The organism is Actinorugispora endophytica (assembly GCF_004363075.1).
Classification (GTDB): Bacteria; Actinomycetota; Actinomycetes; order Streptosporangiales; family Streptosporangiaceae; genus Actinorugispora; species Actinorugispora endophytica.
Genome location: NZ_SNYN01000027.1, coordinates 31427 through 55111, shown reverse-complemented (window position 1 = coordinate 55111; position 23685 = coordinate 31427). Strand labels below are relative to the sequence as shown.

20 protein-coding genes and 1 other RNA gene are annotated in these 23685 nt (G+C 72.5%); 13 read left to right on the top strand and 8 right to left on the bottom strand.

Annotated features, from left to right (window positions below; genetic code table 11):
• Positions 1 to 13 precede the first annotated feature (13 nt).
• Positions 14 to 1156 carry a tyrosine-type recombinase/integrase gene (locus tag EV190_RS20940; protein WP_133743307.1) on the top strand — a complete coding sequence of 381 codons (1143 nt, stop codon included), beginning with the start codon at positions 14 to 16 and terminating at the stop codon, positions 1154 to 1156.
• A 34-nt stretch (positions 1157 to 1190) separates the two neighbouring features.
• On the opposite strand, the gene rnpB is transcribed toward EV190_RS20940, so the two are convergent.
• From rnpB to EV190_RS20920, 4 genes are all read right to left on the bottom strand, one after another.
• An RNA gene (rnpB, locus tag EV190_RS20935) (RNase P RNA component class A) lies at positions 1191 to 1574 on the bottom strand.
• Between the two features lie 75 nt (positions 1575 to 1649).
• Positions 1650 to 2774, bottom strand: a complete 1125-nt coding sequence (locus EV190_RS20930) for a bifunctional RNase H/acid phosphatase (RefSeq protein ID WP_133743306.1) — start codon at positions 2772 to 2774, stop codon at positions 1650 to 1652.
• Positions 2775 to 2802: 28 nt separating this feature from the next.
• Positions 2803 to 3546, bottom strand: coding sequence for a zinc ribbon domain-containing protein (locus EV190_RS20925; RefSeq protein ID WP_133743305.1), 744 nt, complete (start codon positions 3544 to 3546; stop codon positions 2803 to 2805).
• A gap of 37 nt (positions 3547 to 3583) precedes the next feature.
• The gene (locus EV190_RS20920; RefSeq protein WP_243742711.1) at positions 3584 to 4444 is read right to left on the bottom strand and encodes a Nif3-like dinuclear metal center hexameric protein; all 861 of its coding nucleotides are present in this window, start codon (positions 4442 to 4444) and stop codon (positions 3584 to 3586) included.
• A 217-nt stretch (positions 4445 to 4661) separates the two neighbouring features.
• On the opposite strand from EV190_RS20920, the gene EV190_RS20915 reads away from it, so the two are divergent.
• Both EV190_RS20915 and EV190_RS20910 read left to right on the top strand, forming a co-directional pair.
• A complete protein-coding gene (locus EV190_RS20915) occupies positions 4662 to 5636 on the top strand; it encodes a 2-dehydropantoate 2-reductase (RefSeq protein WP_133743303.1) in 975 nt (324 codons plus the stop codon).
• A gap of 96 nt (positions 5637 to 5732) precedes the next feature.
• Positions 5733 to 6251: an LURP-one-related/scramblase family protein gene (locus EV190_RS20910; protein WP_133743302.1), complete on the top strand. Its 519-nt coding sequence runs from the start codon at positions 5733 to 5735 to the stop codon at positions 6249 to 6251.
• A 104-nt stretch (positions 6252 to 6355) separates the two neighbouring features.
• Here the strand turns inward: EV190_RS20910 and EV190_RS20905 are convergent, their stop codons facing one another.
• Positions 6356 to 6778: a hypothetical protein gene (locus tag EV190_RS20905; RefSeq protein ID WP_133743301.1), complete on the bottom strand. Its 423-nt coding sequence runs from the start codon at positions 6776 to 6778 to the stop codon at positions 6356 to 6358.
• A gap of 156 nt (positions 6779 to 6934) precedes the next feature.
• Here EV190_RS20905 and EV190_RS20900 point away from each other — a divergent pair, with 156 nt between their 5' ends.
• Both EV190_RS20900 and EV190_RS20895 read left to right on the top strand, forming a co-directional pair.
• On the top strand, positions 6935 to 7843 hold the full coding sequence (locus EV190_RS20900; protein WP_133743300.1) for a deoxyribonuclease IV: 909 nt from the start codon (positions 6935 to 6937) through the stop codon (positions 7841 to 7843).
• An 88-nt stretch (positions 7844 to 7931) separates the two neighbouring features.
• Positions 7932 to 8261: a hypothetical protein gene (locus EV190_RS20895; RefSeq protein WP_133743299.1), complete on the top strand. Its 330-nt coding sequence runs from the start codon at positions 7932 to 7934 to the stop codon at positions 8259 to 8261.
• A 151-nt stretch (positions 8262 to 8412) separates the two neighbouring features.
• Here EV190_RS20895 and EV190_RS20890 read toward each other — a convergent pair whose 3' ends face one another.
• The gene (locus tag EV190_RS20890) at positions 8413 to 9141 is read right to left on the bottom strand and encodes an adenosylcobinamide amidohydrolase (RefSeq protein WP_133743298.1); all 729 of its coding nucleotides are present in this window, start codon (positions 9139 to 9141) and stop codon (positions 8413 to 8415) included.
• Between the two features lie 568 nt (positions 9142 to 9709).
• Between EV190_RS20890 and EV190_RS20885 the strand changes: the two genes are divergently transcribed.
• Positions 9710 to 12661 (top strand): glycoside hydrolase family 48 protein, encoded by a 2952-nt coding sequence (locus EV190_RS20885; RefSeq protein WP_133743297.1) that lies wholly within the window; start codon positions 9710 to 9712, stop codon positions 12659 to 12661.
• A 292-nt stretch (positions 12662 to 12953) separates the two neighbouring features.
• Positions 12954 to 13949 carry a LacI family DNA-binding transcriptional regulator gene (locus EV190_RS20880; protein WP_208113275.1) on the top strand — a complete coding sequence of 332 codons (996 nt, stop codon included), beginning with the start codon at positions 12954 to 12956 and terminating at the stop codon, positions 13947 to 13949.
• 166 nt (positions 13950 to 14115) lie between these two features.
• Here EV190_RS20880 and EV190_RS20875 read toward each other — a convergent pair whose 3' ends face one another.
• Complete coding sequence (locus tag EV190_RS20875) at positions 14116 to 14424, bottom strand: GNAT family N-acetyltransferase (RefSeq protein ID WP_394345543.1); 309 nt, start codon at positions 14422 to 14424, stop codon at positions 14116 to 14118.
• A 155-nt stretch (positions 14425 to 14579) separates the two neighbouring features.
• On the opposite strand from EV190_RS20875, the gene EV190_RS20870 reads away from it, so the two are divergent.
• From EV190_RS20870 to EV190_RS20855, 4 genes are all read left to right on the top strand, one after another.
• Positions 14580 to 15581, top strand: a complete 1002-nt coding sequence (locus EV190_RS20870) for an L-threonylcarbamoyladenylate synthase (protein ID WP_133743294.1) — start codon at positions 14580 to 14582, stop codon at positions 15579 to 15581.
• A 185-nt stretch (positions 15582 to 15766) separates the two neighbouring features.
• Positions 15767 to 16204, top strand: coding sequence for a DUF2267 domain-containing protein (locus EV190_RS20865; protein ID WP_133743293.1), 438 nt, complete (start codon positions 15767 to 15769; stop codon positions 16202 to 16204).
• A 120-nt stretch (positions 16205 to 16324) separates the two neighbouring features.
• Positions 16325 to 16849, top strand: coding sequence for a dsRBD fold-containing protein (locus EV190_RS20860; protein ID WP_133743292.1), 525 nt, complete (start codon positions 16325 to 16327; stop codon positions 16847 to 16849).
• A gap of 182 nt (positions 16850 to 17031) precedes the next feature.
• The gene (locus EV190_RS20855; RefSeq protein WP_243742708.1) at positions 17032 to 17712 is read left to right on the top strand and encodes a hypothetical protein; all 681 of its coding nucleotides are present in this window, start codon (positions 17032 to 17034) and stop codon (positions 17710 to 17712) included.
• Positions 17713 to 17882: 170 nt separating this feature from the next.
• On the opposite strand, the gene EV190_RS20850 is transcribed toward EV190_RS20855, so the two are convergent.
• Positions 17883 to 20672 carry a helix-turn-helix transcriptional regulator gene (locus EV190_RS20850; RefSeq protein ID WP_133743291.1) on the bottom strand — a complete coding sequence of 930 codons (2790 nt, stop codon included), beginning with the start codon at positions 20670 to 20672 and terminating at the stop codon, positions 17883 to 17885.
• A gap of 106 nt (positions 20673 to 20778) precedes the next feature.
• Between EV190_RS20850 and EV190_RS20845 the strand changes: the two genes are divergently transcribed.
• Positions 20779 to 21765 carry an MBL fold metallo-hydrolase gene (locus EV190_RS20845; RefSeq protein WP_243742707.1) on the top strand — a complete coding sequence of 329 codons (987 nt, stop codon included), beginning with the start codon at positions 20779 to 20781 and terminating at the stop codon, positions 21763 to 21765.
• Positions 21766 to 21780: 15 nt separating this feature from the next.
• Positions 21781 to 23277, top strand: coding sequence for a carboxylesterase/lipase family protein (locus EV190_RS20840; protein WP_208113274.1), 1497 nt, complete (start codon positions 21781 to 21783; stop codon positions 23275 to 23277).
• Positions 23278 to 23685 lie beyond the last annotated feature (408 nt).

The following is a 23685-nucleotide window of genomic DNA, read 5'->3' as shown; positions in this document are numbered from 1 at the left end:
AGGAGGCGGCATAGTGGCACGGGTCAAGGACCTATGGAAGAACAGGGACGGCTCGCGCACTTCACGCTACGGCTCGGGGAAACGATACCTCGCCGTGTGGGAAGGGCCTGATGGCAAGGAGAAGACCCGGGCATTCGAACGCAAGATCGATGCTTCACGGCATGGCTCGGCCATGGAGACGGACCGCCTACGGGGCTCCTACATCGACCCTCGCGCTGGACGCATCAGCGTCCGGACGTATGCGGAATCCCGGTGGTTTCCCCTTCTGGTGCACATCAGCGAGAACACCCGGGACACCTACGGCCGTCATCTGCGCAACCGGATCTACCCGGCATTCGGTGAACGGGAGATCGGAAGCCTGACCCGCGCTGACATGAAGCACTTCGTCGCCGTGATGGACAAGGACCCCGAACTCTCACCGAGTACGGTGCACACCGCCTTTGCGACGTTACGGATCATGATGCAGGCGGCGGTAGATGACGAGATCATCATCGCCAACCCGTGTTCGCGGGTGAAGCTGCCCAGGATCACGGAACGGGTCATTGATCCCCTCTCCCCCGACGCCGTGCTCGGCCTCGCTGATGTGCTCTCCCCTCGTTACCGCGTCGCGGTGTTTCTCGGTGCTGGCGCTGGTCTGCGCCGTGGGGAAGCCCTCGGCCTGGTGGTGCCTCGAGTGGACTTCCTCAAGCGCAGCATTGATGTACGGGTGCAAGCTCAAAAGGGGAAGCTCGTCGATCTGAAGACCAGGTACTCGAAGAGGGTTGTCCCCGTGGATGACCTGATCCTCGAAGAGATCAGGCGGCACATGCTGCGGTATGAACCCGGTCCTGAGAAGGTGCTGATCAGCAACACATGGAAGGCGATTGCCAAACCATCGTCATTCAACTCCTGCTGGGCCAAAGCAGTGGAGAAGGCCGGACTACCGACGGGGACACGGTTCCACGACCTGAGGCACTTCTACGCCTCGTCGCTCATCGCTGCAGGGGTCAACGCGAAAGCGATCCAACGCCGCATGGGCCACGCCTCGATCACCGAGACCTTCGACACCTACGGACACCTGTTCCCCGATCACGAGGACCTCGGTCGGGGGGCGATCGGGGCCATGTTGACTCGGTTCGACGAGGATTCCGGAACAGATCCGGAACAGGGGAACTGAACCCCTAATGCGGTGCAGGTCAGAGGGCTGGAAGAAGAGGAGTCGGCCGGTAAGCCGGATTCTGTCGGTCCGTGCGGACCGGACGGCCATCCATCTGGGGCCGCTGTTGCCAGCGGCCTCGGTGCGGTCTACCCGCGGACATCGGGCGGGCAGCCCTCGATCGTCCGCGCAGGGGACCGTGGTCCCCCTCTTGACCTTGCTCCGGGTGGGGTTTACCTAGCCGACCGGATCACTCCGGCCGCTGGTGGTCTCTTACACCACCGTTTCACCCTTACCACCGGCCTGGGCCGGTGGCGGTCTGCTTTCTGTGGCACTGTCCCGCGGGTCGCCCCGGGTCGGTGTTGCCGACCACCCTGCCCTGTGGAGTCCGGACTTTCCTCGACGCCGCACGCGGCGCCGCGACCGTCTGGCCGACTCCCCTCCACCCGAGATTCTAGGGCATGCCCCGTGGACCGGCCCCGGCGGTCCCGTGGGCGTCCCGGAGCGGCCCGGGTCAGTCCAGGTGTCCGGTGTCGTTGAGGGAGCGCACCACCATGGGGCCGTCGCTGAAGCAGTGGATCTCGCTCAGGCACGCGACGTCCAGGTGCATCCGGTACAGCGCCTGCGGCGGGGCGAGCAGGGCCTGCTGCACCATCACCTTGATCGGGGTGACGTGGCTGACCACCAGCACGGTCCGCCCCGGGTGGCGGGCCAGCAGCCGGTCCCTGGCCAGGCCGACGCGGTGGGCGACGGCGCTGAAGCTCTCCCCGCCGGGCGGCGCCACGGCCGGGTCCGCGAGCCAGCGGTCCAGCTCCCCCGGCGAGTACTCGCGCGCCTCCGCGAAGGTCATGCCCTCCCAGGCTCCGAAGTCGGTCTCGCGCAGCCCCTCGTCGGTCTGGACCTCCAGGCCGAGTTCCTTCGCCGCGTACCGGGCGGTGTCCAGGGTGCGGCGCAGCGGAGAGGACACGATGGCGTCGATCCCGCGCCCGGCGAGCCGGCGGGCCGCGGCGCGCGCCTGCTCGTGGCCGGTCTCCGTGAGCGCGATGTCCCCGGCGCCGGCGAAGCGCCGCTCCACCGACAGCGGGGTCTGCCCGTGCCGCAGCAGAAGCAGCCGCGTGGGCGTGGTGTCGGCCGGGCCCCAGCCGACGCCGCCCGCGTCCGAACTCGTGCTCGCCGGGTCGGGCCCGGCGGCGGGGCCCGTCCCGGGCTCCGCGGGGGCCGGCTTCCTCTCCGCGCCGTCCATGGCCGCGTTGGCGAGCCGGTCCGCGTCCGCGTTCTCCGCGCGGGGAACCCACTGGTAGCGCACCGGCCCCAGCCCCGCGGCCAGCCCGCGCGCCCGGTCGGCCAGCGGCCGCATGGCCGGGTGCTTGACCTTCCAGCGTCCCGACATCTGCTCGACCACGAGTTTGGAGTCCATCCTGACCTCCACGGACGCGGCCGGGTCGAGCCCCGCGACCGCCTCCAGACCCGCGATGAGCCCCCTGTACTCGGCGACGTTGTTGGTGGCCACCCCGATCGCCTCGGCGACCTCGGCCAGCAGCTCACCGGTGTCGGCGTCGCGGACCAGCGCGCCGTACCCGGCCGGACCGGGGTTGCCCCGCGACCCGCCGTCCGCCTCGATGACGAGCCTGCGGCTCATCGGCGGGCCTCCCCCGCCGCCGGCGCGGTCACAGTCCCGAGTCGTCGACGCGGACCAGGACGCGGCGGCAGTTCTCGCAGCGCATCACCTCGTCGGCCGGGGCCGAGCGCATCTCGCGCAGCTCCACCGTGCTCAACGCCAGCTTGCACCCCTCGCAGCGGCCGTAGCGCAGCGCGGCCGCCGCGACCCCGGCGTTCTGCTCGCGCAGCTTCACGTAGAGGGCGGCCAGGTCGTCGGGGATCTCCCCGGCGACGCGGGTGCGCCGCTGCGTGGCGGAGTCCACCTCGTCCTTGATCTCCAGGACCGCCTCGGACCGGCGGTTCTCGGCGGCCTCCCGCTCGGCGGCGGCCGCGTCCACCGCCTTGGCCAGCTCCGCGCGGCGCCCCTCCGCGGCCTCCCGGCGCTCCATCACGTCCAGGACGATCTCCTCCAGCTCGCTCTGACGGCGCGCCAGCGAGGCGATCTCCGACTGCAGGCTCTCCAGGTCCCGGGGCGAGGAGACCTGCCCGGCCTCCAGCCTCCTGGTGTCCCGGTCGGCGCGCACGCGCACCTGCTCGACGTCGCTCTCGGCCTTGCGCTGCTCCCGGTCCAGGTCCCCCAGCGCCGTCTCGGCCGCCGCCATCTGGTCGTTCAGCTCCACCAGCCGGGCGTCCAGCCGCCGGATCTCGGAGATCTCGGGGAGCGTGCGGGCCCGGTGCTTGAGGCGGTCCAGCTCGGCGTCGATCTCCTGGAGGTCGAGCAGGCGGACTTGGTGGACGGGTTCTGCTTTCACTTGTCCTCTGTTCTTCGAAACGGCGGTACCGGTACTGCTATGCGGAGGCGGCGCCGAACGCCTGCGTCCAGGCGTCGGTGACGAGTGTGGACACGCGGGTCTCCACGTTAGCCCGTCCCCCGCCCAGCGCGCGCGTGAGCCGGGCCGCCCCATCGGCGAGCCAGGGCCATTCGGTGGCCCAGTGCGCGGCGTCGACGAGCGCGATGTCGCCGTGCTCGGCGAACTCCGAGGCCGGGTGGTGGCGCAGGTCCGCGGTGAGGAAGACGTCCGCTCCGGCGGCGCGGGCCGCCCCCAGCAGGGAGTCCCCGGCGCCGCCCGAGACCGCGACGGTGCGCACCGGGCGGTCGGGGTCTCCCGCCACGCGCAGCCCCGCGACGGTGGCGGGCAGACCGCGCGCGGCCCGCGCGGCGAAGTCGCGCAGCGGCACGGGGGACGCGAGCTCGCCGACGCGGCCGATGCCGCGCCGCCCCTCGGGGTCCGCGGGGTCGGGGTCGAGAGGGCGCAGCGGACCGTCCAGGCCGACGGCGGCGGCGAGCGCGTCGGAGACACCGGGGTCGGCGGTGTCGGCGTTGGTGTGCGCGGTGTACAGGGCGATGCCGGAGGTGATCAGGCGGTGCACGAGGCGCCCCTTGGGGGTGGTGGCGGCCACGCTGGTGACTCCGCGCAGGAGCAGCGGGTGGTGGGTGACCACCAGGTCCGCGCCCCACTCCGCGGCCTCTTCGACGACCCGGGCCACCGGGTCCACCGCGAACAGGATCCTGCGTACGGGCTGGCCCGGGTCCCCGCACACCAGACCGACCGCGTCCCAGGAGGCGGCCCAGGCCGGGTCGTAGATCGCTTCGAAGGCCGTGGTCACGTCGTGCAGGGTCGGTGGCGGCGAAGTAGTCACGGACGGCAGGGTAACGCCTGGGGGCGCGGTCCGGGGCGTCCACCGGGTCGGACTCCGGAGGCTCCGGCGCCGCGGTGGGGGCGCCGGGGCGGGTCCCGACATCACCGCATCGCCCGAAAAGCGAGTTAACTCCGGGTTTCGCGCCTGGTCACACCGCCGAAACACGACGGCCCGAGCATCGTCCTCGGCCGACGAGACCCGTCGGCCTCGTTCTTGGAGGGACTCGATGACCGAATCGACGACCGCTGAGTCCGCGACGCGCGCGCCGGAACCCTTCGGGCGCGCGCGACGCGTGGCCGTCGTGGGTGCGGGTGCGATCGGCGCGGTCGTGGCCGAAGCCGCCCACCAGGCGGGGCACCAGGTCACCCTGTGCGTGCGCCGCCCCCTCGACTCCATCACGGTGGAACGGGAGGGGTCGCGCCGTTGCCTGCGGCTGCCCACGGCCACCGCCCCCGACGCGGTCACCTCCCCGGTGGACTGGCTGCTGCTGGCCACCAAGGCCCAGGACGCCCCCCGCGCGCTCGGCTGGATCCGGCGGCTGGCCGGGGCCGGCACCACGGTCGTGGCGCTGCAGAACGGCGTGGACCACCACGAGCGCGTCGCGCCCCTGCTCGCCCTCGGCGAACTGCTCCCCGCGCTGGTGTACGTGTCGGCAGAACGGGTCTCGCGCGACCACGTGCGGCACCGGTGGGGGCGCCGGATCGTCGTCCCGGCGGGCCCGGCCGGAACCGCGCTGGGCCGGCTGCTCGCCGGGACCGAGGTGGAGGTGGCGTGCGACCCGGACTTCACCACCGCGGCCTGGCGCAAGCTGCTGACCAACCTCGCGGCCAACCCGCTGACCGCGCTCACCCTGCGCCGAATCGGCGTGCTCCAGCACCCGGACGTGCGCGAACTGGCGCGGGGCATCCTCACCGAGGCCGTCGCGGTGGGTCGGGCCGAGGGCGCGAAGCTGCTCGACACCGACGTGGACCAGACCCTCGACTTCTTCGCCGCGATGCCCCCGTACAGCGGCACCTCGATGCTGCACGACCGGATGGCCGGACGTTCGGTGGAGCACGACCTGATCACCGGCGCGTTGGTGCGCGCGGCCGAGCGGCACGGCATCGCCACCCCGCTGAACCGCACGGTGCTGGCGCTGCTGCGAGCGCTGGACGACGCGGGCGCGGTGGGTGTGCAGTCGCCGCTGGCCGGAGTGGGCTGACGCGGGGCGCGAAAGGACCCGTCCGCTCGTTGGCCGGGCGGGGTCGGCCCCGGTAGCGTCGCTGTACCCACCGAACGAGACGAGACGGGGTCCACTGTGAAATTCCTGGTACGCGAGCGCATCTTCGACATCGGCGACGACTACTGGGTGGAGGACGAGAAGGGCGAGCGCGTCTTCCACGTGGACGGCAAGGCGCTGCGGATCCGCGAGACCTTCGAGCTCCAGGACCCGGACGGCAACGAGATCTACCGGATCCGCAAGCGGCTGCTCTCCGTGCGCGACACGATGAAGATCTCCCGCGACGGCGACACGGTGGCCACCGTGCGCAAGCGGATGTTCAACCCGATCAAGGACAAGCTGATCGTCGAGCTCGAGGCCGGCGGCGAGTGGGAGATCACCGGCGACTTCCTCGACAAGGAGTACACGATCACCGACGACCAGGGGCCGATCGCGGTGATCTCCCGCAAGTGGTTCCGGGTCATGGACACCTACGCGGTGGACGTCAACACGCACCGCTCCGACGCGGGCGGCGACGTGGCGCTGGTGCTCGGTGTCGCGGTGTGCGTGGACGCGCTCACCGACGACGAGGACGAGGACGGCGGCGCCGAGGAGTAGCGGTCCGGGGCGGCCGGACCGGGACTCGGAAGGACCGGCCCCGGCGGGGCCCGGCCGGTCCGGCCGAGTCCCGCCGGGGCCCGGAAGGACCGAGAACCCGCGGCCTACGCGGGGACGCCGCTGGGCCGCTCCGTCGCGCGGGCGACGACCACGCCGAGCGCGGTGGCGGCGGCGAACGAGAGGGCGGACCAGACGAACCCGAACGGCGGGGCCGGGTCCAGGACCGAGGCCCCCATCAGCAGGCCGAACGAGAAGACGACGTGGAACGGCACGGTGATCAGCACCGACCGTCCTGGCGCGGGGACCCCGAGCACCCGCAGCATCGGCCAGGCCAGGAGCGGCGCCAACACGAACGACAGGGCCGTCATGGCCATGCCGAGGCCGATGTTGGCGTCGGGGGTGGGCGCGATCTCGGAAACCAGCCATCCGACGCCCTGCCCGGCGAAGTAGGAGACGGTGGACGCCACGGCGCCGACCGCCGCGCCGGTCAGTGCGGCGCGCAACGGAGTCATCGGGTTCGAGTTCATACGGCCATCCTGGCAGCGGGGGGCATCCGGTCCTTGAGTCCACGTACTCAGTTCCGGGTACCCGGATACTCACCAGAGGTAACCGCCCCCCCGGGGGGTCCCACGCGCACCGGCCGACGCGCGCGCCTCCCGTTGGACGCCCTAAGCTGGTCGATCATGGCGAAACCACCCCTGTCCCCCGTCGGGGCGCACGTTCCCGTCGCCGGCGGGCTGGCCAAGCGCGGACTGTCCTACGCGGCCGAGATCGAGGCCGAGGCCGTACAGGTCTTCGTCACCAACCCGCGCGGATGGGCCCGCTCACCCGGTGTCGCCGAGCAGGACGCGCTGCTGCGCGGACGCGTCGAGGACGGCCTGCCCGTCTTCGTCCACGCGCCCTACCTGATCAACCTGGGCACTCCGAACGAGGAGGTGGCCGCCCGGTCCGTCGCCTCCCTCGAGCACGCGTTGCGGCGCGGGGCCGAGATCGGCGCGCGGGGGGTGGTCGTGCACACCGGCTCCGCGGTCGACGGCACCCGCGCCGACGGGTTGGAGCGGACGCGCTCGCGGCTGCTGCCGGTCCTGGAGGCGCTCGACGCCGACGCGCCCCAGGTGCTGCTGGAGCCGATGGCCGGACAGGGGCGGGTGCTGTGCGCGACAGTGGACGACCTCGGACCGTACCTGGGCGCGCTCGAGGACCATCCCAAGGCCGCGGTGTGCCTGGACACCGCGCACGTGTTCGGCGCCGGGCACGACATCTCCACCGGGGCCGGGATGCGGGCGATGCTGGACCGGTTCGGCGAGGTCGCCGGGGCCCACCGGCTGCGGCTCGTGCACGCCAACGACTCTGCGGCGGCGTGCGGAAGCAACCGGGACCGGCACGCCAACATCGGTTCGGGCCACATCGGCGCCGCCCCCTTCGCCGAACTCTTCACGCACCCCGTCTCGGCGGGCGTGCCCGTCGTCGTGGAGACGCCTGGTCCCGTCGGCCCGCACTCCGCGGACGTGGCGACCCTGAAGAGGCTTCGCTCGCACGCCGCCGGACCGACCCCCTCGGACGCGGACCGGAGGCCGGTTCCGGTCGGCTGATCGGGAACCGGCCCCCGGTGGAGCGATCCGGGAACCGGAGTGGGTCACAATGAGGATCTGACCGCATGACTGGGAGGACGTGTCGCCGATGGATCCCGTGAGTCTGGTGGTCGGCGCGATGATCGCGCTGGGCGGCGTCCTCGTCGGACGCGTCCTGCCCAACCGGCGCGCCGCCCGCGAGCAGTCCAAGCCCGCGATCCCCGAGGGCCCGCGCACCCCGCAGCCGGTCTGCGGCTGCGGACACCACCTGGTGTTCCACGAGAACAAGACCAAGACCTGCCAGGCCCAGGTGGTGATCCCGGGCCGCTGGACCGGGGAGAACAGCAACAGCTACCGCAAGTGCATGTGCCAGGGCTACCGGGGCCCGGTCCCGGTGGACGAGTACTACGCGCCCGACATCCTCGACGGCGGGATCTAGCGCCCCGCGTTCCGTTTTCCCCGCCGATCTTGGCCTTTTCGTCCTCTCGGCCGTTTCCGAGACCCCGGAAAGGTCAAGATCGGCCGGGGCTGGCGAGGGTGCCTGGCGGGGGTGGAACCGGCCCGCCTTTACGTCGTAGATCCATGAAAGTCTACGCCGGGGGCCGGTCGCGTGCGCCCGCCGCCACCGCCGCGTGCACCGCGCGGGCCGCCCTGGCCCCCCAGCGCGAGCGCACCCCCCCGAAGGGCTCGCGGGCGCTCTCGGGAACCCCCGCCACGAGGCCGGCCGCGCACACCGCGTCCGAGGCGGTCCCGGTGCAGGCGTAGCCGTTCTCCAGAAGCGCCTGGACCTTGGCCTCGGTCGCGGTGGCGACGAGGTTGACCAGGGCCGCGTCCGACAACGCGGCCGGCACCGCGACGATGATGTTGATCGTCCCGGGACCGTTTCCGTCCAGGGGCGCGCCGATGCGCGCCTCGTCCAGCGCGCGGTCGGCCGCCGCCCAGGTGGGGCGGCCGATGCCGACGGTCGCCAGGACCTCCACCCCGCCGTCCTCGGCGAAGCACGCCCTGGTCACGTCGGCGGCGGTGAGCAGACCGACCCCGTCGCCCGACACGCCGCACCCGGCGGCGATCTCCGCCAGGTGGGCGGCGGGGTCCGTCCGCCGGTAGTCGCCGTCGACCTCGGCGTTGAGCACGTAGTCGCGCCTGGCCAGTCCGCCGCCCATGACGCCGGACGCGGCCATCCGCCATCCGGGCCCGGCCCGCCACAGCAGGGCGGCCCGGTCCCGGCCGCCCTCGATCCGCCGGTGTACCCGCGCCGCGAGCAGCCCTCCCCCGACCCACTCCGCCCCGGCTTCGGCCTCCGCGCGCACCGCGCCCATCCGCTGCCCCCTTCTCCCCCGCTCTCGCACCGCCCCGCACTCTAGCGAGCCGCGCCCCCCGGGCGACTGCGGTACCCATCAGGGCGGACGCCGGCGCGCCCGCCGGACCGGCCGGCTTTCCGTTTACGGGGGGTTTACACCACGCATCCGGAGCGTTAGCCTCCTCCATGGGAGCGCTCCCGTGACGCGGGTCACATTCGCCCCCTCCGGAGGCGAACCCCCACCGCCCCCGGGAGGAACACGGGTCGAGCGCGGATGCCCATGCGTAATGGGAGCGCTCCCACCTCCGGTGTCCCAGCGAAAGGAGCCGAGCAGCCCCGGTCCCCCCGACCGGACGACCCCCGTTCCCCGCCTCAACGGTTCGCCGTCCGACGCCGGCCCCGGCGCCCCGGACGCCGTCCCCGCCCGGCCGCGGCCATCGGGACAACCCCGAGAAGCCCACGCCCACGCTCACACCGCTTTCTGTGACGACGCGGTCCCCCCAAGCACCACCGCGCCGATCCTCGGCGTGCCCGCAGAGCCGGCACGGCGGTATCGGGACCGGGAAACCCGGAGGTTGTCCCTAACCATGAAACGCTCAGCGCTCCTCCCCCGACGCCGGCGAACGCTGCTCCCGGGCACGCTCGCGGCGGCCCTGGCCGCCGCCCTGCTGTCGCCCGGCACCGCGCACGCCGCCGTCGCCTGCTCCGTCGACTACGACGACTCCAACGACTGGGGCAGCGGCTTCACCGCCGACATCACGGTGACCAACGAGGGCGGCGACCCGATCCCCGACTGGTCGGTCGGCTGGACCTTCCCCGGCAACCAGCAGGTCACCAACGGCTGGAACGGCGTGTTCGCTCAGAGCGGCGCCGACGTCACCGTCCGGCACCCCTCCTGGAACTCCACCATCGCGCCGGGCTCCAGCGTGTCGTTCGGCTTCCAGGGCGCCTACAGCGGGTCCAACGACGCGCCGACGAGCTTCACCGTCAACGGCGCCGCCTGCGGCGGCCCTCCGGGCGAGAACACCGCGCCCGAGGTCTCCCTGACCTCCCCCGCCGACGGGACGTCCTTCCTGGTCGGCGACACCGTCGATCTGGCCGCCGACGCCTCGGACCCCGACGGCGGCGTCGACCGCGTGGAATTCGCGGCCGACGGCGAGGTCCTGGGCACCGACACGACCGCGCCCTACTCCCTCGCCTGGGACGGCGCCGCCGCCGGGCCGTACTCGCTGACCGCGACCGCCTACGACGACGAGGACGCGAGCACCGTCTCGTCCCCCGTCGACATCCAGGTGCTGGACTCCCCCGCCGTCCTCGCGTCGCCCTCCACCACGCGCGTGCGCCGGGGCGAGAGCACCGACTTCGAGGTCATCCTCTCCAACCCGCCCTCGGGCACCGTCACCGCCGAGGTCGAACGGGCGTCCGGAAGCGCGGACCTGAGCGTCTCGGACGGCGCCGAACTGGAGTTCACCTCCGGCAACTGGGACGAGCCGCAGGCGGTCACCATCGCCTCCGCGGCCAACGGCGGAGACCTGGCCGAGGCGGTCTTCACCGTCAGCGCGCCCGGCCACGACCCCGCCGAGGTCACGGTGCGCGAGATCGACGAGTCCACCTCCGCCTACGACGAGGCGTTCCTGGAGCAGTACGAGAAGATCAAGGACCCCGCCAGCGGCTACTTCCGCGACTTCGACGGGCTCCTGGTCCCCTACCACTCGGTGGAGACCATGGTCGTCGAGGCCCCCGACCACGGCCACCAGACCACCTCCGAGGCCTTCAGCTACTATCTGTGGCTCGAGGCGTACTACGGCCGGGTCACCGGCGACTGGGGCCCCCTGCGGGACGCCTGGGAGTCGATGGAGGCCTTCATCATCCCCGGCACCGCGGACCAGCCCACCAACGGCGCCTACAACCCGGACTCCCCGGCGACCTACATCCCCGAGCACCCGAACTCCGACGGCTACCCCTCGGCGCTGGACCCCGGCGTCCCCACCGGCAGCGACCCCATCGCCGACGAGCTCAGCAGCACCTACGGCACCGACGAGGTCTACGGCATGCACTGGCTGCTGGACGTGGACAACGTCTACGGGTTCGGGTTCTGCGGCGACGGCACCGACGACGCCCCCGCCTACATGAACAGCTACCAGCGCGGCTCCCGCGAGTCGGTCTGGGAGACCGTCCCGCACCCCTCGTGCGAGGACTTCTCCTTCGGCGACACCAACGGCTACCTCGAACTGTTCACCGACGACGAGGGCTACGCCGAGCAGTGGCGCTACACCAACGCCCCCGACGCCGACGCGCGCGCCGTCCAGGTGATGTTCTGGGCGCAGCAGTGGGCCGAGGAGCAGGGCAACGAGGCCGAGGTCGCGGGCATGGTCGACAACGCCGCCAAGATGGGTGACTACCTGCGCTACGCGATGTTCGACAAGTACTTCAAGGAGATCGGCGACTGCGTCGGCGCCACCGCCTGCCCCGGGGGCAGCGGCAAGGACAGCGCGCACTACCTGATGTCCTGGTACTACGCCTGGGGCGGCGCGCTCGACACGTCCGCTCCATGGGCGTTCCGCATCGGGTCCAGCGCGTCGCACCAGGGCTACCAGAACGTGCTCGCGGCCTACGCGCTCTCGCAGGTCCCCGAGCTCCAGCCGGAGTCCCCGACCGGTGTCGACGACTGGTCGACCAGCTTCGACCGCCAGCTCGAGTTCCTGCAGTGGCTCCAGTCCGCCGAGGGCGGCCTCGCCGGAGGCGCCACCAACAGCTGGGGCGGCGGCTACGGCACCCCGCCGTCGGGCCTGTCCCAGTTCTACGGCATGTACTACGACTGGCAGCCGGTCTGGAACGACCCGCCGTCCAACAACTGGTTCGGCTTCCAGGTGTGGAACATGGAGCGCGTCGCCCAGCTGTACCAGGTGACCGGCGACCCGCGCGCCGAGGCCATCCTCGACAAGTGGGTCCCATGGGCCGTCGAGCACACCGACGTCGACGCCGACGGCGGCGGCGCCGACTTCCGGGTCCCCTCTGACCTGGAGTGGTCCGGCCAGCCCGACACCTGGAACGGCACCTACACGGGCAACCCGGACCTGCACGTGGAGGTCGCGACGCGGAGCCAGGACGTCGGGGTGGCCGCCTCCCTGGCCAAGACCCTGCTGTACTACTCCGAGCGCTCCGGCGACACCGGGGCGCTGGCCACCGGCGAGGGCCTGCTCGACGCCCTGCTCGCCCACCAGGACGCCATCGGCATCGCCACCCCGGAGCAGCCGGGCTGGGACCGCATGGACGACCCGTGGGACGGCGAGGAGGGCCTCTACGTCCCCGAGGGCTTCTCCGGCACCATGCCGAACGGGGACGCCATCGAGCCGGGCGCCACCTTCCTGTCCATCCGGTCGTTCTACGAGGACGACCCGCTGTGGCCCGAGGTCGAGGCGCACCTGAACGACCCGGAGAACGTGGAGGCCCCGATCCTGGAGCGCCACCGGTTCTGGTCCCAGGTCGAGATCGCCACGGCGTTCGCGGCCCACGACGAGCTGTTCGGGGCCGGGTGACCCCGACCGGTCCGCCCCATTGAGCGGTGGTCCGCGGCGGTGCGGTGCTCCCCCGTCGCGGACCGCCTTCCACTCCGGACCGCCCCGGGGCGCGGCGTCCCCCGCGCCCCGGGGCGGTCCCCGCGTTTTCCGGCGCCCGGCACAATGGAGGGGCCCTCGACGCGCGCCGCCCCGGCCGCGCCGGGGTCCGGTCGTCGTACGGGATGGGTCCAGGATGCGAGAACTGCCGACGGGCGGCCCGCCCCCCTCAGGGCCGCGCCCCACCGGCCGCTCCCCGGTGCGCCGTGCCACGATGCGCGACGTCGCGGCGCTGGCCGGGGTCAGCGTCAAGAGCGTCTCACGCGTCATCAACGGCGGCGACGCCGTGTCCGCGGACCTGCGCGAGAAGGTCTCCCGGGCGATCGAGCGGCTCGACTTCCAGCCGAACCTGGCCGCGAGCAGCCTGCGCCGCTCCGACGGCGTGACCGGGCAGATCGCGCTGCTGCTGGAGGACCTGGCCAACCCGTTCTCCGCCACGCTGAACCGGGCCGTCGAGGACGTCGCCCACCGGCACGGCACACTGGTCTTCGCGGGCAGCCTGGAGGAGGACGGGAACCGCGAACTCGCGCTGGTCCGCGCCTCGACGCTGCGCCGGGTGGACGGGATCATCATCGCCCCGGCCACCCGGGACCACGGATACCTGAACCGCGAGGTGCGCGCCGGGACGCCCGTCGTCTTCGTCGACCGCGCGCCGCGCGGACTGTCTGCCGACCACGTGCTGTCCACCAACGCCGAGGGCGCGCGCGACGCCGTCCTGCACCTGGCCGACAACGGGCACGAGCGGATCGCCTACCTCGGCGACCACCCCTCGATCCCGACGGCCGCCGACCGGCTGCGCGGGTACACCGGCGCCATGCGTGACCTGGGGCTGGCCGTCGACCCCCGGCTGGTCGTCCAGGGCCTGTCGGCCACGGGCGCCGCGGCAGCGGCCACCACCGCCCTGCTGTCCGGCGACGCGCCGCCCACGGCACTGTTCACCAGCCAGAACCTGGTCACGATCGGGGCGGTCACCGCCCTGCAGGGGTTGGGCCGCCAGCGCGAGGTCGCGGTCGTGGGCTTCGACGACTTCCCCCTGGCCGACCTGCTCTCCCCCAAGGTCACCGTGGTCGCCCAGGACGTCCCCGAGATCGGCGCGACCGCCGCCCGGCTGCTCTTCGGCCGGATCGCGGGCGACGACCCGCCCCACCGGGCGTGCTCGGTCCCGACCCGGCTCGTCGTACGCGAATCCGGGCTGATCCCGCCCCGGTAGCCCCCACTGCCCCGGGCTGCGGGAAGGTCTCCGTTTCCTGGCGCCCTCTCCGGTGATCTTGACCTTTTCGGGGTCTCAGAGGCGGTCGAGGCCCCGAAAAGGTCAAGATCACCGGGAGGAACGGACATCGTGGGCGCGGCCCCGGCACCCGCCCTCCGGGGGTTCCCTAGTCGGTGACCCTGCTCTCCCTGGCCTGGTACACCAGGTCGGTGTACTCGGGGTGCCGCTGGATCCAGCCCTTGACGAAGGGGCACAGCGGAAGGACCGCCAGCCCGCGCGGACGCACGTCGTCCAACGCGCCCCGGACCAGGGTCCCGCCCACCCCCTTGCCCTCGAAGGCCGGGTCCACCACCGTGTGGGTGAAGACGATCAGCTCGTCGGTCAGCGTGTACTCGGCGAACCCGGCGAGCTCCCCCTTCCCGGTGCGCGCCTCGTACCGCTTGTTCCCGGGTGCGTCGGTCACCGTCACGTCCACGGGTCCTCCTTCTCGCATCGGATGCCGCTCGGGGAGCGGCTGACGATCCGGGCAACCCTAACAAGGGCCCGGCCGGGCCCGTGGGGTCCGTGGGGTCCGCTCCGGAGGCAATAGCATGGTGGGCGGTCTTGACGCGGGGCGAACGAGGAGGGGCGATGGGCGGCGACGGTGAGGCGGGGCGGCCGCGGGTGCTGCCCGCGTCGGCGGAGGCCCTCGACACCGCCGCGGGCGTGCTCCGCGACGGCGGGCTCGTCGCCTTCCCCACCGAGACCGTGTACGGACTGGGCGCCGACGCCTCGAGCCCGGACGCGGTCCGGCGGATCTTCGCCGCGAAGGGGCGGCCCGCCGATCACCCCCTGATCGTGCACGTGGCCGACACCGGGAGCGCCCTCGACTGGGCCGGACACTTCCCCCCGGCCGCCCGCGCCCTCGCCGACGCCTTCTGGCCCGGACCGCTGACCCTGGTCCTGCCGCGGTCGGGCCGGGTCCCCGACGCGGTGACCGGCGGGCGGCCCACGGTCGGCCTGCGCGTTCCCGACCAGCCGGTCGCCCTGGACCTGCTCGAACGCTTCGGGGGCGGGGTCGCCGCGCCGTCGGCCAACCGGTTCGGGCGGGTCAGCCCCACCACCGCCGGGCACGTCGCCGCCGACCTGGGCGCCCGGGTCGACCTCGTCCTGGACGGGGGCCGGTGCGGCGTCGGCGTGGAGTCGACCATCGTCGAGGTCCTCGACGAGCGCCTCACCGTGCTGCGGACCGGGGCCGTCACCGCGCGGGACGTCGAGGCCGTCACCGGGCTGGCCGTGGAGGCCGGAGCCGGCGGCCCGGCCCGCGCCCCGGGCATGCTGCCGTCGCACTACGCGCCCGCCGCCCGGGTCGTCCTCGCCGAAGCGGCCGACGCCCCCGACACGGCCTCGTCCTGGGTGAAGGACGGCCGCCGCGTGGCCGTCCTCGCCGAGGAGGCGCCCGGCGGCCTGCCGGAGGAGGCCGTCGTGCTGCCCCCGGTCGGCAGCCCCGAGGGCTACGCCCGGCTGCTCTACCAGCGGCTGCGCGACGCCGACGCCCTGGGGGCCGACGTGGTCGTCGCGGTCCCGCCCGCGCCGTCGGGGATCGGGACCGCCGTGCGCGACCGGCTCACCCGCGCCGCCCACGCGCGCTGAGCGGCCGGAACCACCGGCCGCACCGGCCCGGCCCCGCGTTCGAGCCGCTGACCAGGGGGTTCGCACGGTTCCGGTTCCCGTCCGATGGGAGAAGGCCGCACGTCCGGGTAGTGGTCGGCAGCGTTGACCCAACCGGTCCCAGCGGTTCCGACGGCGCCGCCCGACCACCGACCACGGGGGTTCCCATGTCGTTCACGCACATCGACAGCCTCGACAGCAGCATCCACAAGTCCAACAAGTGGCTCGCCGACATCTGCGCGGGGTTCGCGACCGACGACCGCCGCATCGCCTACCGGATGCTCCGCGCCTACCTGCACACGCTGCGGGACCGGCTCACCGTGGACACCTCGGCGCACTTCGCCGCCCAGCTGCCGACCCTGCTACGGGGGGTGTTCTACGAGGGGTGGCACCCCGCGGGGCTCCCGCACAAGATGACGCGCGACGAGTACGTGCGGCGGTTCGCCCGGGACGCCAACGTGCGGGACGGGGACGTGCCGAAGGCGGTGGAGATCATCACCCGGGTCCTGCGCGAGCACATCGCGAGCGGGGCCGTCGACCAGGCGGTGGAGCATCTGCCGGGGGAGCTCCGGGAACTGGTTGCGCCCAAGGCCTCCAGGAGCTGACTTTCCGCGCTTCAACGCCGTTCACCAGCGCTTTTCCGACCGGAGGGGGTTGCTGCGAGGGGCCTGGTTTTGCGATCGTGGGAAGTGCCAGGAGCGTGTCGGCGAACAGGGGGAAGGCCGATGAGAGCTCGCATTGGAGACCGGATCATCGTCGAGAGGGCCCGCGATGACATGCACCGCCGCGAGGGCGTGGTGGTCTCGGTGCAGGGGCCCGAAGGGGGGCCGCCCTACCGGGTGCGCTGGCTGGAGGACGGCCACGAGGCCCTGGTGTACCCGGGACCCGACGCCCACATCGAGACCGGCGGGGTGGTGCCCTCCGCACGGCAGGAGTCGTCGGAGCCCGGCGGCTACGGGGAACTTCGGCCCGTCCACACCATGAAGCGGTGGACCGTCGACATCGTGGTGACGGAGGAGGCCGAGGAGGACTCCGTTCGGACCATGGCCGAGGCGACGGTCGCGGCGAAGGAGCGGGCGGGCCTGCGCGGCCACGGAATGGCGCGCAAGCACCCCTCCGACACCGACGTGCCGGAGATCGGCGACGAGTTGGCGGTGTCGCGCGCGCTGTCGGACCTGGCGCGCAAACTGCGCCAGACGGCGTCCGAGGACATCACGGACCATACGGGCACCCCGTGGCAGCCCACCTGAGGACAGGGCGGCGGAAACGCCGCCGCTGACCCCGGCGGACGCCCGGTCCCGCACCCGCGGGGCCGGGCGTCCGCCACGAGGCGGCCCCGCACCGTCCGCGATCCACGCGCCACCGGCTGTCGTGCAATACCGTGTCATTGGCCGGGCCTCGACCGGGCCGGAAGCAGTTCGTTCTGGGACGTGTGCGAGTGGAGGTCCTCATGCCGGCCGACGGGCAGGACGCGATGTGGAGCCAGGGCTGGGAGCAGGCGGTCCGGTTCCGGGAGGCGCTTCTCGACGGTTTCCCCCTCCCCACACTCCCCGCCGTCCCGGTGCGCCTCAACGCCGGGGAGGTCGCCCACGCCGAGCTCGTCCTCGACTACTCCCGCTTCTACGGTCAGAACGTCACCTACTCGCAGAGCTCCGGCTTCTACTTCGGCTCCCCGCTGTTCGTCGCCGCCGGACTCGCCGGGCAGGCCATCGGCAACTCGGTGGCCCGCTCCCGGGCGCAGGCGATGGCCGCCCCGCAATGGCGCGAGTTCCAGCGCGTCACCGTCTACCTGACCGACCAGCGGCTCCTGGCCCTGGTCGACGGCGTCCGGTGGCTGTCGTGGTACCACTCGGCGATGATGCAGATCCAGCCGTTCCTGGGACAGTGGAACGTGGTGCAGCTGTTCGAGGACTGCGAACCGCTCCGCTGGTCCGGCCCGGCCGCCCCGTGGCTCGCCGTGGCCCTGGTCCGCCTCGGCTACGGCCTGGACCACGTCCGCGACCTCCCCGAGATGAACCTGCTGTCCCGCCCCGTGGTCGGAGGGTCCCCGGACAGCGGCGCGACGGGCATAGCCGACGACCTCAGCCACGGAGGCCACACCCCGCTGATGTGAGCCCGGGAGGACTCGAAGCTCCGACAAACCGGTCCCTCGGCGACGCTGCTTTCACGGCCACCACGGTTTTCCGTTCCCATCCCGCAATCGGCCGTTCCCGTCCGGCCGCGAGGAAGGCGGGACCGCGTGAAGCCGGGAACCACCGGCCCGGTCCTCCTGCCGGGCGTGCCCTATTCCTGGTGGCCGGTCGTCGGGAGGGCGTTCTCGACGAGGTCGCGCAGTTGGGAGCGGGCTGTGACGCCCAGCTTGGGGAAGCTGCGGTAGAGGTGTGAGCCGACCGTGCGCGGAGAGAGGAAGAGCTTCTCGCTGATCTCCCGGTTGGTCAGCCCGCGGGCGGCGAGCCTGACGATCTGCTGCTGTTGCGGGGAGAGGCGGGAGAGCGCGTCGGGGGTCGAGTCCGTGACGTCGAGGCCGGCGGCACGCGATTCGGACCGGGCGCGCTCGATCCACGGACGCGCGCCCAGGCGCCGGAAGGTCTGCAGAGCCTCGGTGAGCGGCCCTCGCGCCTCGGTGACGCGCCGACGGCGCCGCAGCCATTCGGCGAGGTCCAGCAGGGTCTGGGCGCGCTCGAAGGGCCAGCGCTCCAGCCGGGGGTCCGCCAGGGCCGCCCGGAAGTGCGGCTCGGCGTCCTCGGGGGCCGCCAAGAGGGCACGGGCCCGGTTGATCAGCGCGCGCAGGCGGGGCGAGGCGCTGTCTGCGAGCGCGCGTGCGGAACGCTCGACGATCACGGCAGCCTCCGCGCGTCGGCCACTGCGCACAGCGGCAGCGGCCAGATCCGCGAGGGCCGGGTAGGAGGCGTGATAGTGCACTGGCGCGCCATCTGCGGTGAAGACCATGCGGAGCTGGTCGTACGCCGTCTCGTACGCGCCTTCCGCGACCGCCGCGGCACCGAGCGCACGACGGGCGTAGACGGACACGGAGCGGCTCTCCATCGGATCGATCAGGGCGAACACGTCTTCGATCCGGGCCCGGGCCGCCGCCGTATCCCCCTGGTAGGCCAGCACGGTGGCATCCACCGCGGCCGCGCACGCCACGGCGTGGTCAAGGCCGGCCGTCGATCCGATAGCGGTGGTGCGGGCGCAGACCTCACGGGCCTGTCCCCATCGTCCTTGTTCCACATAGCTCCAGGCGGCCGCGCCTCCCAGGCCCTCCGGCAGCGGCCCCTGCAGCTTCCAGCGGTCGAACGCCTCGTCGAAGGCGCGGACGGCCTGTGGGGTCTCGTCCAGGAGCCATGCCATGACCGCGAAAGCGGCGAGCCGGTCGGGTCGGTCCTCCGCCTCGGAGTCCAACTGCGGAAGCCGGGAGAGGAGTTCGGCCCTGTCGTCGAAGGGATCCGACACGGCCCTCACCCAGGTGCGCAGCCACGCGTGTGACGCGTCCCCGGGGAGCCGCCTCAGGACGGCCTGGACGCGGTGCCGTTGGGTGTCCTCTCCGGAGTAGAAGCGGACTACGGCGGCATTGGCCAGGAGGTCCAGCGCGGTGGCGGGCTGCGAGACCGCCGACTGCTCGGCGGAATGGATCAGTCGGGAGAAGACCACGGTGTGGCGGAGGGTCAGCGCCGCCAGCCGTCCGACCTGCACGGTGATGGATGCCAGCAGCGACGTGTCGTCGGTGTGCGCGCGTGCCGCGGCAGCCAGTTCCTCGACCCAGGAGAGATCGCCGGTGAACACGGCCGCAGTGGCCGCTTCGACCAGCAGCCTGGCCCTGTCCTCGCGCCGCGGTGCGAGTTCGGCGGCGCGTTGCAGGGCCCTGACCGCCGCCTCGTAGCCGCCGCGACGGCGGGCCCGACCGGCGGTCCGCTCCAACCCCGCCGACACGGCCGCGTCGGGACCCGGGCACGCGGCGGCGAGGTGCCAGGCGCGCCGATCCGGTTCGTCCCGCAGTACCTCGGCGAGTACGAGGTGGGCCTCGCGCTGGGAGGCGGGGGACGCGGCGTGGTACGCGGCGGACCGGACCAGCGGATGGCGGAACCGGACGTCCCGACCGGTTCGCCGGACCAGCCCGGCCCGCTCGGCGGGCGGCCATGTGTCGTCCTCGGCGTGCGGCAGCCCGACCGAGGCGGCGATCGCGGAGTCGACGCTGTCCATGGCGGCCAGGAGCAGCAAGGCCCACCTGGTGGAGGCGGGGAGTTCGTTCAGACGGGCTGCGAAGACCCGCTCCAGGTGGTCGGTGAGCGGGAGCGGGCCCGAGGACGGCGGCCCCGCGGCCGCGTCGTGTGCGGCGGACGCCCTCGTCAATTCGGTCAGCGCCAGCGGGTTGCCGCCGGCCTGGTCGAGGATCCGTGTTCTGGTCCGCCCGGCGGGGCTCCTCGGCTGCAGGTCCAGCAGCCGGTTGGCGGCGGCGTTGTCGAGCGCTCCCAGGGTGAGCGTGGGCCGGTGGCGGTCGAGCCCCGGCAGGTGATCGCCGGCGCGGGCTCCGATCAGCATCGTGACCGGTTCGCCTTCCAGCCGTCTGGCGGCGAAGGACAGCGTGTCCAGGGAAGCACGGTCGAACCACTGCGCGTCGTCCAGCACCACGAGCACGGGATGCTGGTCGCCCAGGGCCGAGAGCAGGCTCAGAACGGCGACCCCGATGAGCATGAGGTCGGGTTCCGCCGTGGCCGGCCCCGCGCCGAAGGCGTCGCGTATCGCCGTGCGCTGCCTCTCCGGAAGCCCGTCCACCTCGGCCGATACAGGCCGAAGCAACTGCTGCAGCGCGGAGAACGCCAGGGTCGATTCCGACTCGCGCCCCTCGGCGCGCAGAACGCGGGCGCCGCTCGCTTCGGCCCGACGCGCCGCGGAGTCCAACAGCGCGCTCTTCCCCATGCCCGGGTCACCGACCAGCACCAGAACCTGGTCGGTCGACGCCGGGTCCACCGCGCGAAAGAGGCGGGCCAGTTCCGCGTCCCGGCCGACGATCAGTTCCCCCAGGTCCGGTCCCGGCCTCGTGATCGCACCGGGGCCGCCTGTGTGCTCGCCCACTGGGTCTCCAGGAATCGTGGCTCCTCGGTCGGCGCCGCCCTGCCTTGGCCCACCCAGGCTACAAGCAGCGAAGCCGGCGTTCGGGGGCGTGCGCGGGTGCAGTCACGTGACGGATACCGCGTACACCAGAGGCACCCGTATGGTTCCGGGAAAGCCACCGAATTCTCTGGGACTCCGCATGGAACAAATCCAACTCGGCAACATCACCATTACTCGGGTCTGGGAGTACTTCGGCTCCGTGGAAATGACACCCGCCACCTTCTTTCCGGAAATCCCCAAGGGAGTGTGGGACGACGGCGCCTCCTGGCTGAGTCCGCATTTTCTGGATTCCGAGACCGATATCGTGAACTCGGCGATCCAGACCTGGGTGCTCCGTAGTGGGGGCAAGACCATTCTCGTCGACACCGGTGTGGGCAATCACAAGGAGCGCCCGTACGCCCCCGTCTGGAGTCGTCTCGAAACCGGCTTCCTGGCCGATCTCGCCCGGATCGGCGTCGCACCCGAAGACGTGGACATCGTGATCAACACACATCTCCACATCGACCACGTCGGCTGGAACACGTACCTGGATGGTCGGAGCTGGGTTCCCACCTTCCCCAACGCCACGTATCTGATGCCGAAAAACGACTTCGACTTCTGGAACCCCGAGAACGGCCACAAGCCACTGCTCGGCCGTGGCAACCAGAACGTCTTCGAGGACAGCGTGGCGCCCGTGCACGAGGCCGGACAAACGCTGCTGTGGGAGACCAGCCACCAGATCGACGCCGACCTGCGCTTGGACGCGGCTCCCGGGCACACTCCCGGCTCCTCCGTACTGACCCTCGCCTCCGGAACGGACCGAGCCGTGTTCGTCGGCGACCTGTTGCACAACCCGGTGCAGATCCTCGAACCGGACGCCAACAGCTGCTTCTGCGAGAACCCCGCGGAGGCCCGCGCCACCCGCCGCCAGGTTCTGGGCCGGGCGGTCGACGACAACGCACTCGTGATCCCCGCGCACCTGGGCGGCCACGGCGCCGCCGAAGTGGTGCGCGACGGAGACAAGTTCGCCATCAAGGGCTGGGCCCCCTTCGCCCCGTACACCGGGCAGGGCTGAGGCCAGCGGAAAGGCATGTCTGTGAACCACCACCCCGACTCCGTCGTGACCACCGCGCGGGGAGCGGTCCGCGGCCGACGCCAGGACGGCACCATCGCCTTCCTGAGCGTCCCGTACGCCGCCCCTCCCCTCGGTGCCGACCGATTCACGCGGCCGCGGCCGCACGAGCCCTGGGACGGCATCCGGGACGCCACCATGCCGGGACCCAACGCGCCGCAGTCCGAGCGCAGGCTCGGCAGCGTGGACATGTCCCCCTATTTCGGCGACGGTTGGAGCTACGGGGACGACTACCTCACCGTCAACGTCTGGACGCCCGCGACCATGGACGGCGGCCTGCCCGTCATGGTGTTCGTCCACGGCGGGGGATTCGTCGCCGGCTCGACACGCTCCGCGATGTACGACGGCAGCGGCTTCGCCCGCGACGGCGTCGTCCTCGTCACCCTGAACTACCGGCTCGGCATCGCCGGGTTCCTCGACATTCCCGGAGCGCCCGCCAACCGTGGCCTGCTCGATGTCGTCGCCGCGCTGCGCTGGGTCCGCGAGAACGCCGCCGCCTTCGGCGGTGATCCGCACAACGTCACCCTCTTCGGCCAGTCGGCCGGGGCGACCATCGTCAGTGGCGTCCTTGCCACCCCCGAGGCCACGGGCCTCTTCCAGCGGGCGATCGTCCAGAGCGGCAGCGGACTGGGGGCGTTCACGACCGAGCAGGCCGCCCGCGTCACCGACGCCGCGGCCGAACTCCTGCGCGTTCGGCCCCATGTCGGCGCCTTCTCGGAGATCTCCGACGACCGCCTGGTCAAGGCCGCTTCCCGGCTCTCGGGCATCGACCTGCGGACCGAGACGCACCGCGACCCGCTGATCGGGCTCAGCCCCTTCAGCCTGGTCCTCGACACGCAGCCCGCCGAATCCGTCCTCGCCGGACTCAGCGCAGACGTCGACCTGCTCGTCGGGACCAACACCGAGGAGGGGAACCTCTACCTGGCCCCCGTGGGCGGCTATTCCACCTCGACCGCATCCGACGTCGACGCGGCCGCGGCGCGCTCGCACCCGGATCCGGCGCAGCTCGTCCAGACCTACCGGAGGGAACGCCCCCAGGCCTCCTTCGGTGAGCTGCGGTCCGCCATCATGGGCGACGCGCTGTTCGGCGCCGGCAGCTGGGCCCTGGCCGGCGCCCATGCCTCCCACCCCGCATCCGCCACCTTCCGCTACGAGTTCGCGTGGCGCTCCGACGCCCTGGACGGGGAACTCGGCGCCACCCACGCGGTGGAGCTCCCCTTCGTCTTCGACCTCGCGCATCTACAGCGGTTGCACGGTCCAGGCGGCCTGCTGGGCCTCGGCAGGCCCCCCGCGGACCTGGCCACCCGCGTGCACGAGACCTGGATCCGGTTCGCCAGGACCGGCGACCCCGGGTGGGACCCTTACGACGGCGAGCGCCGGGCCACGATGCGTATCGACGCCGAGTGGACCCAGGTCGACGACCCCCGCGGCCGGGAACGGCGGGCCTGGATCTGACCCGTGGCGCACACCTGTCCGCGCGCCCGCTTCGAAGACGCACCATGACCCGCACCGGTGCCGCAGCCGGACCGGCGAGCGCACCAGGAGCGAGAGGGCGGCTCCCACCCCGGTCCGCACAGCGGTTCACTCGTTGTCCGAAACCCGCAGAAGGCGACGGTCGCGCCATCAGCGTGTGGGGCACGGTGCGGCCGCGCCGAAGAAGATCCGCGCCAGGTTCCTCACCGGTGGGGATGACCGCGCCCGGAGGCAGGTCGAGGAGGTGCTGGGAAGACCCTGACTCTTCGGCGCGTATTCAGCGTGGCCACCCGCCGAGAGTCGGGCACCGCCGCTGACAGCCACCGATGGCGCGAAACGCCCCTTGGCCTGCTCGCACAGGCCAAGGGGCGTTCTTCGTGACTCCGGGGC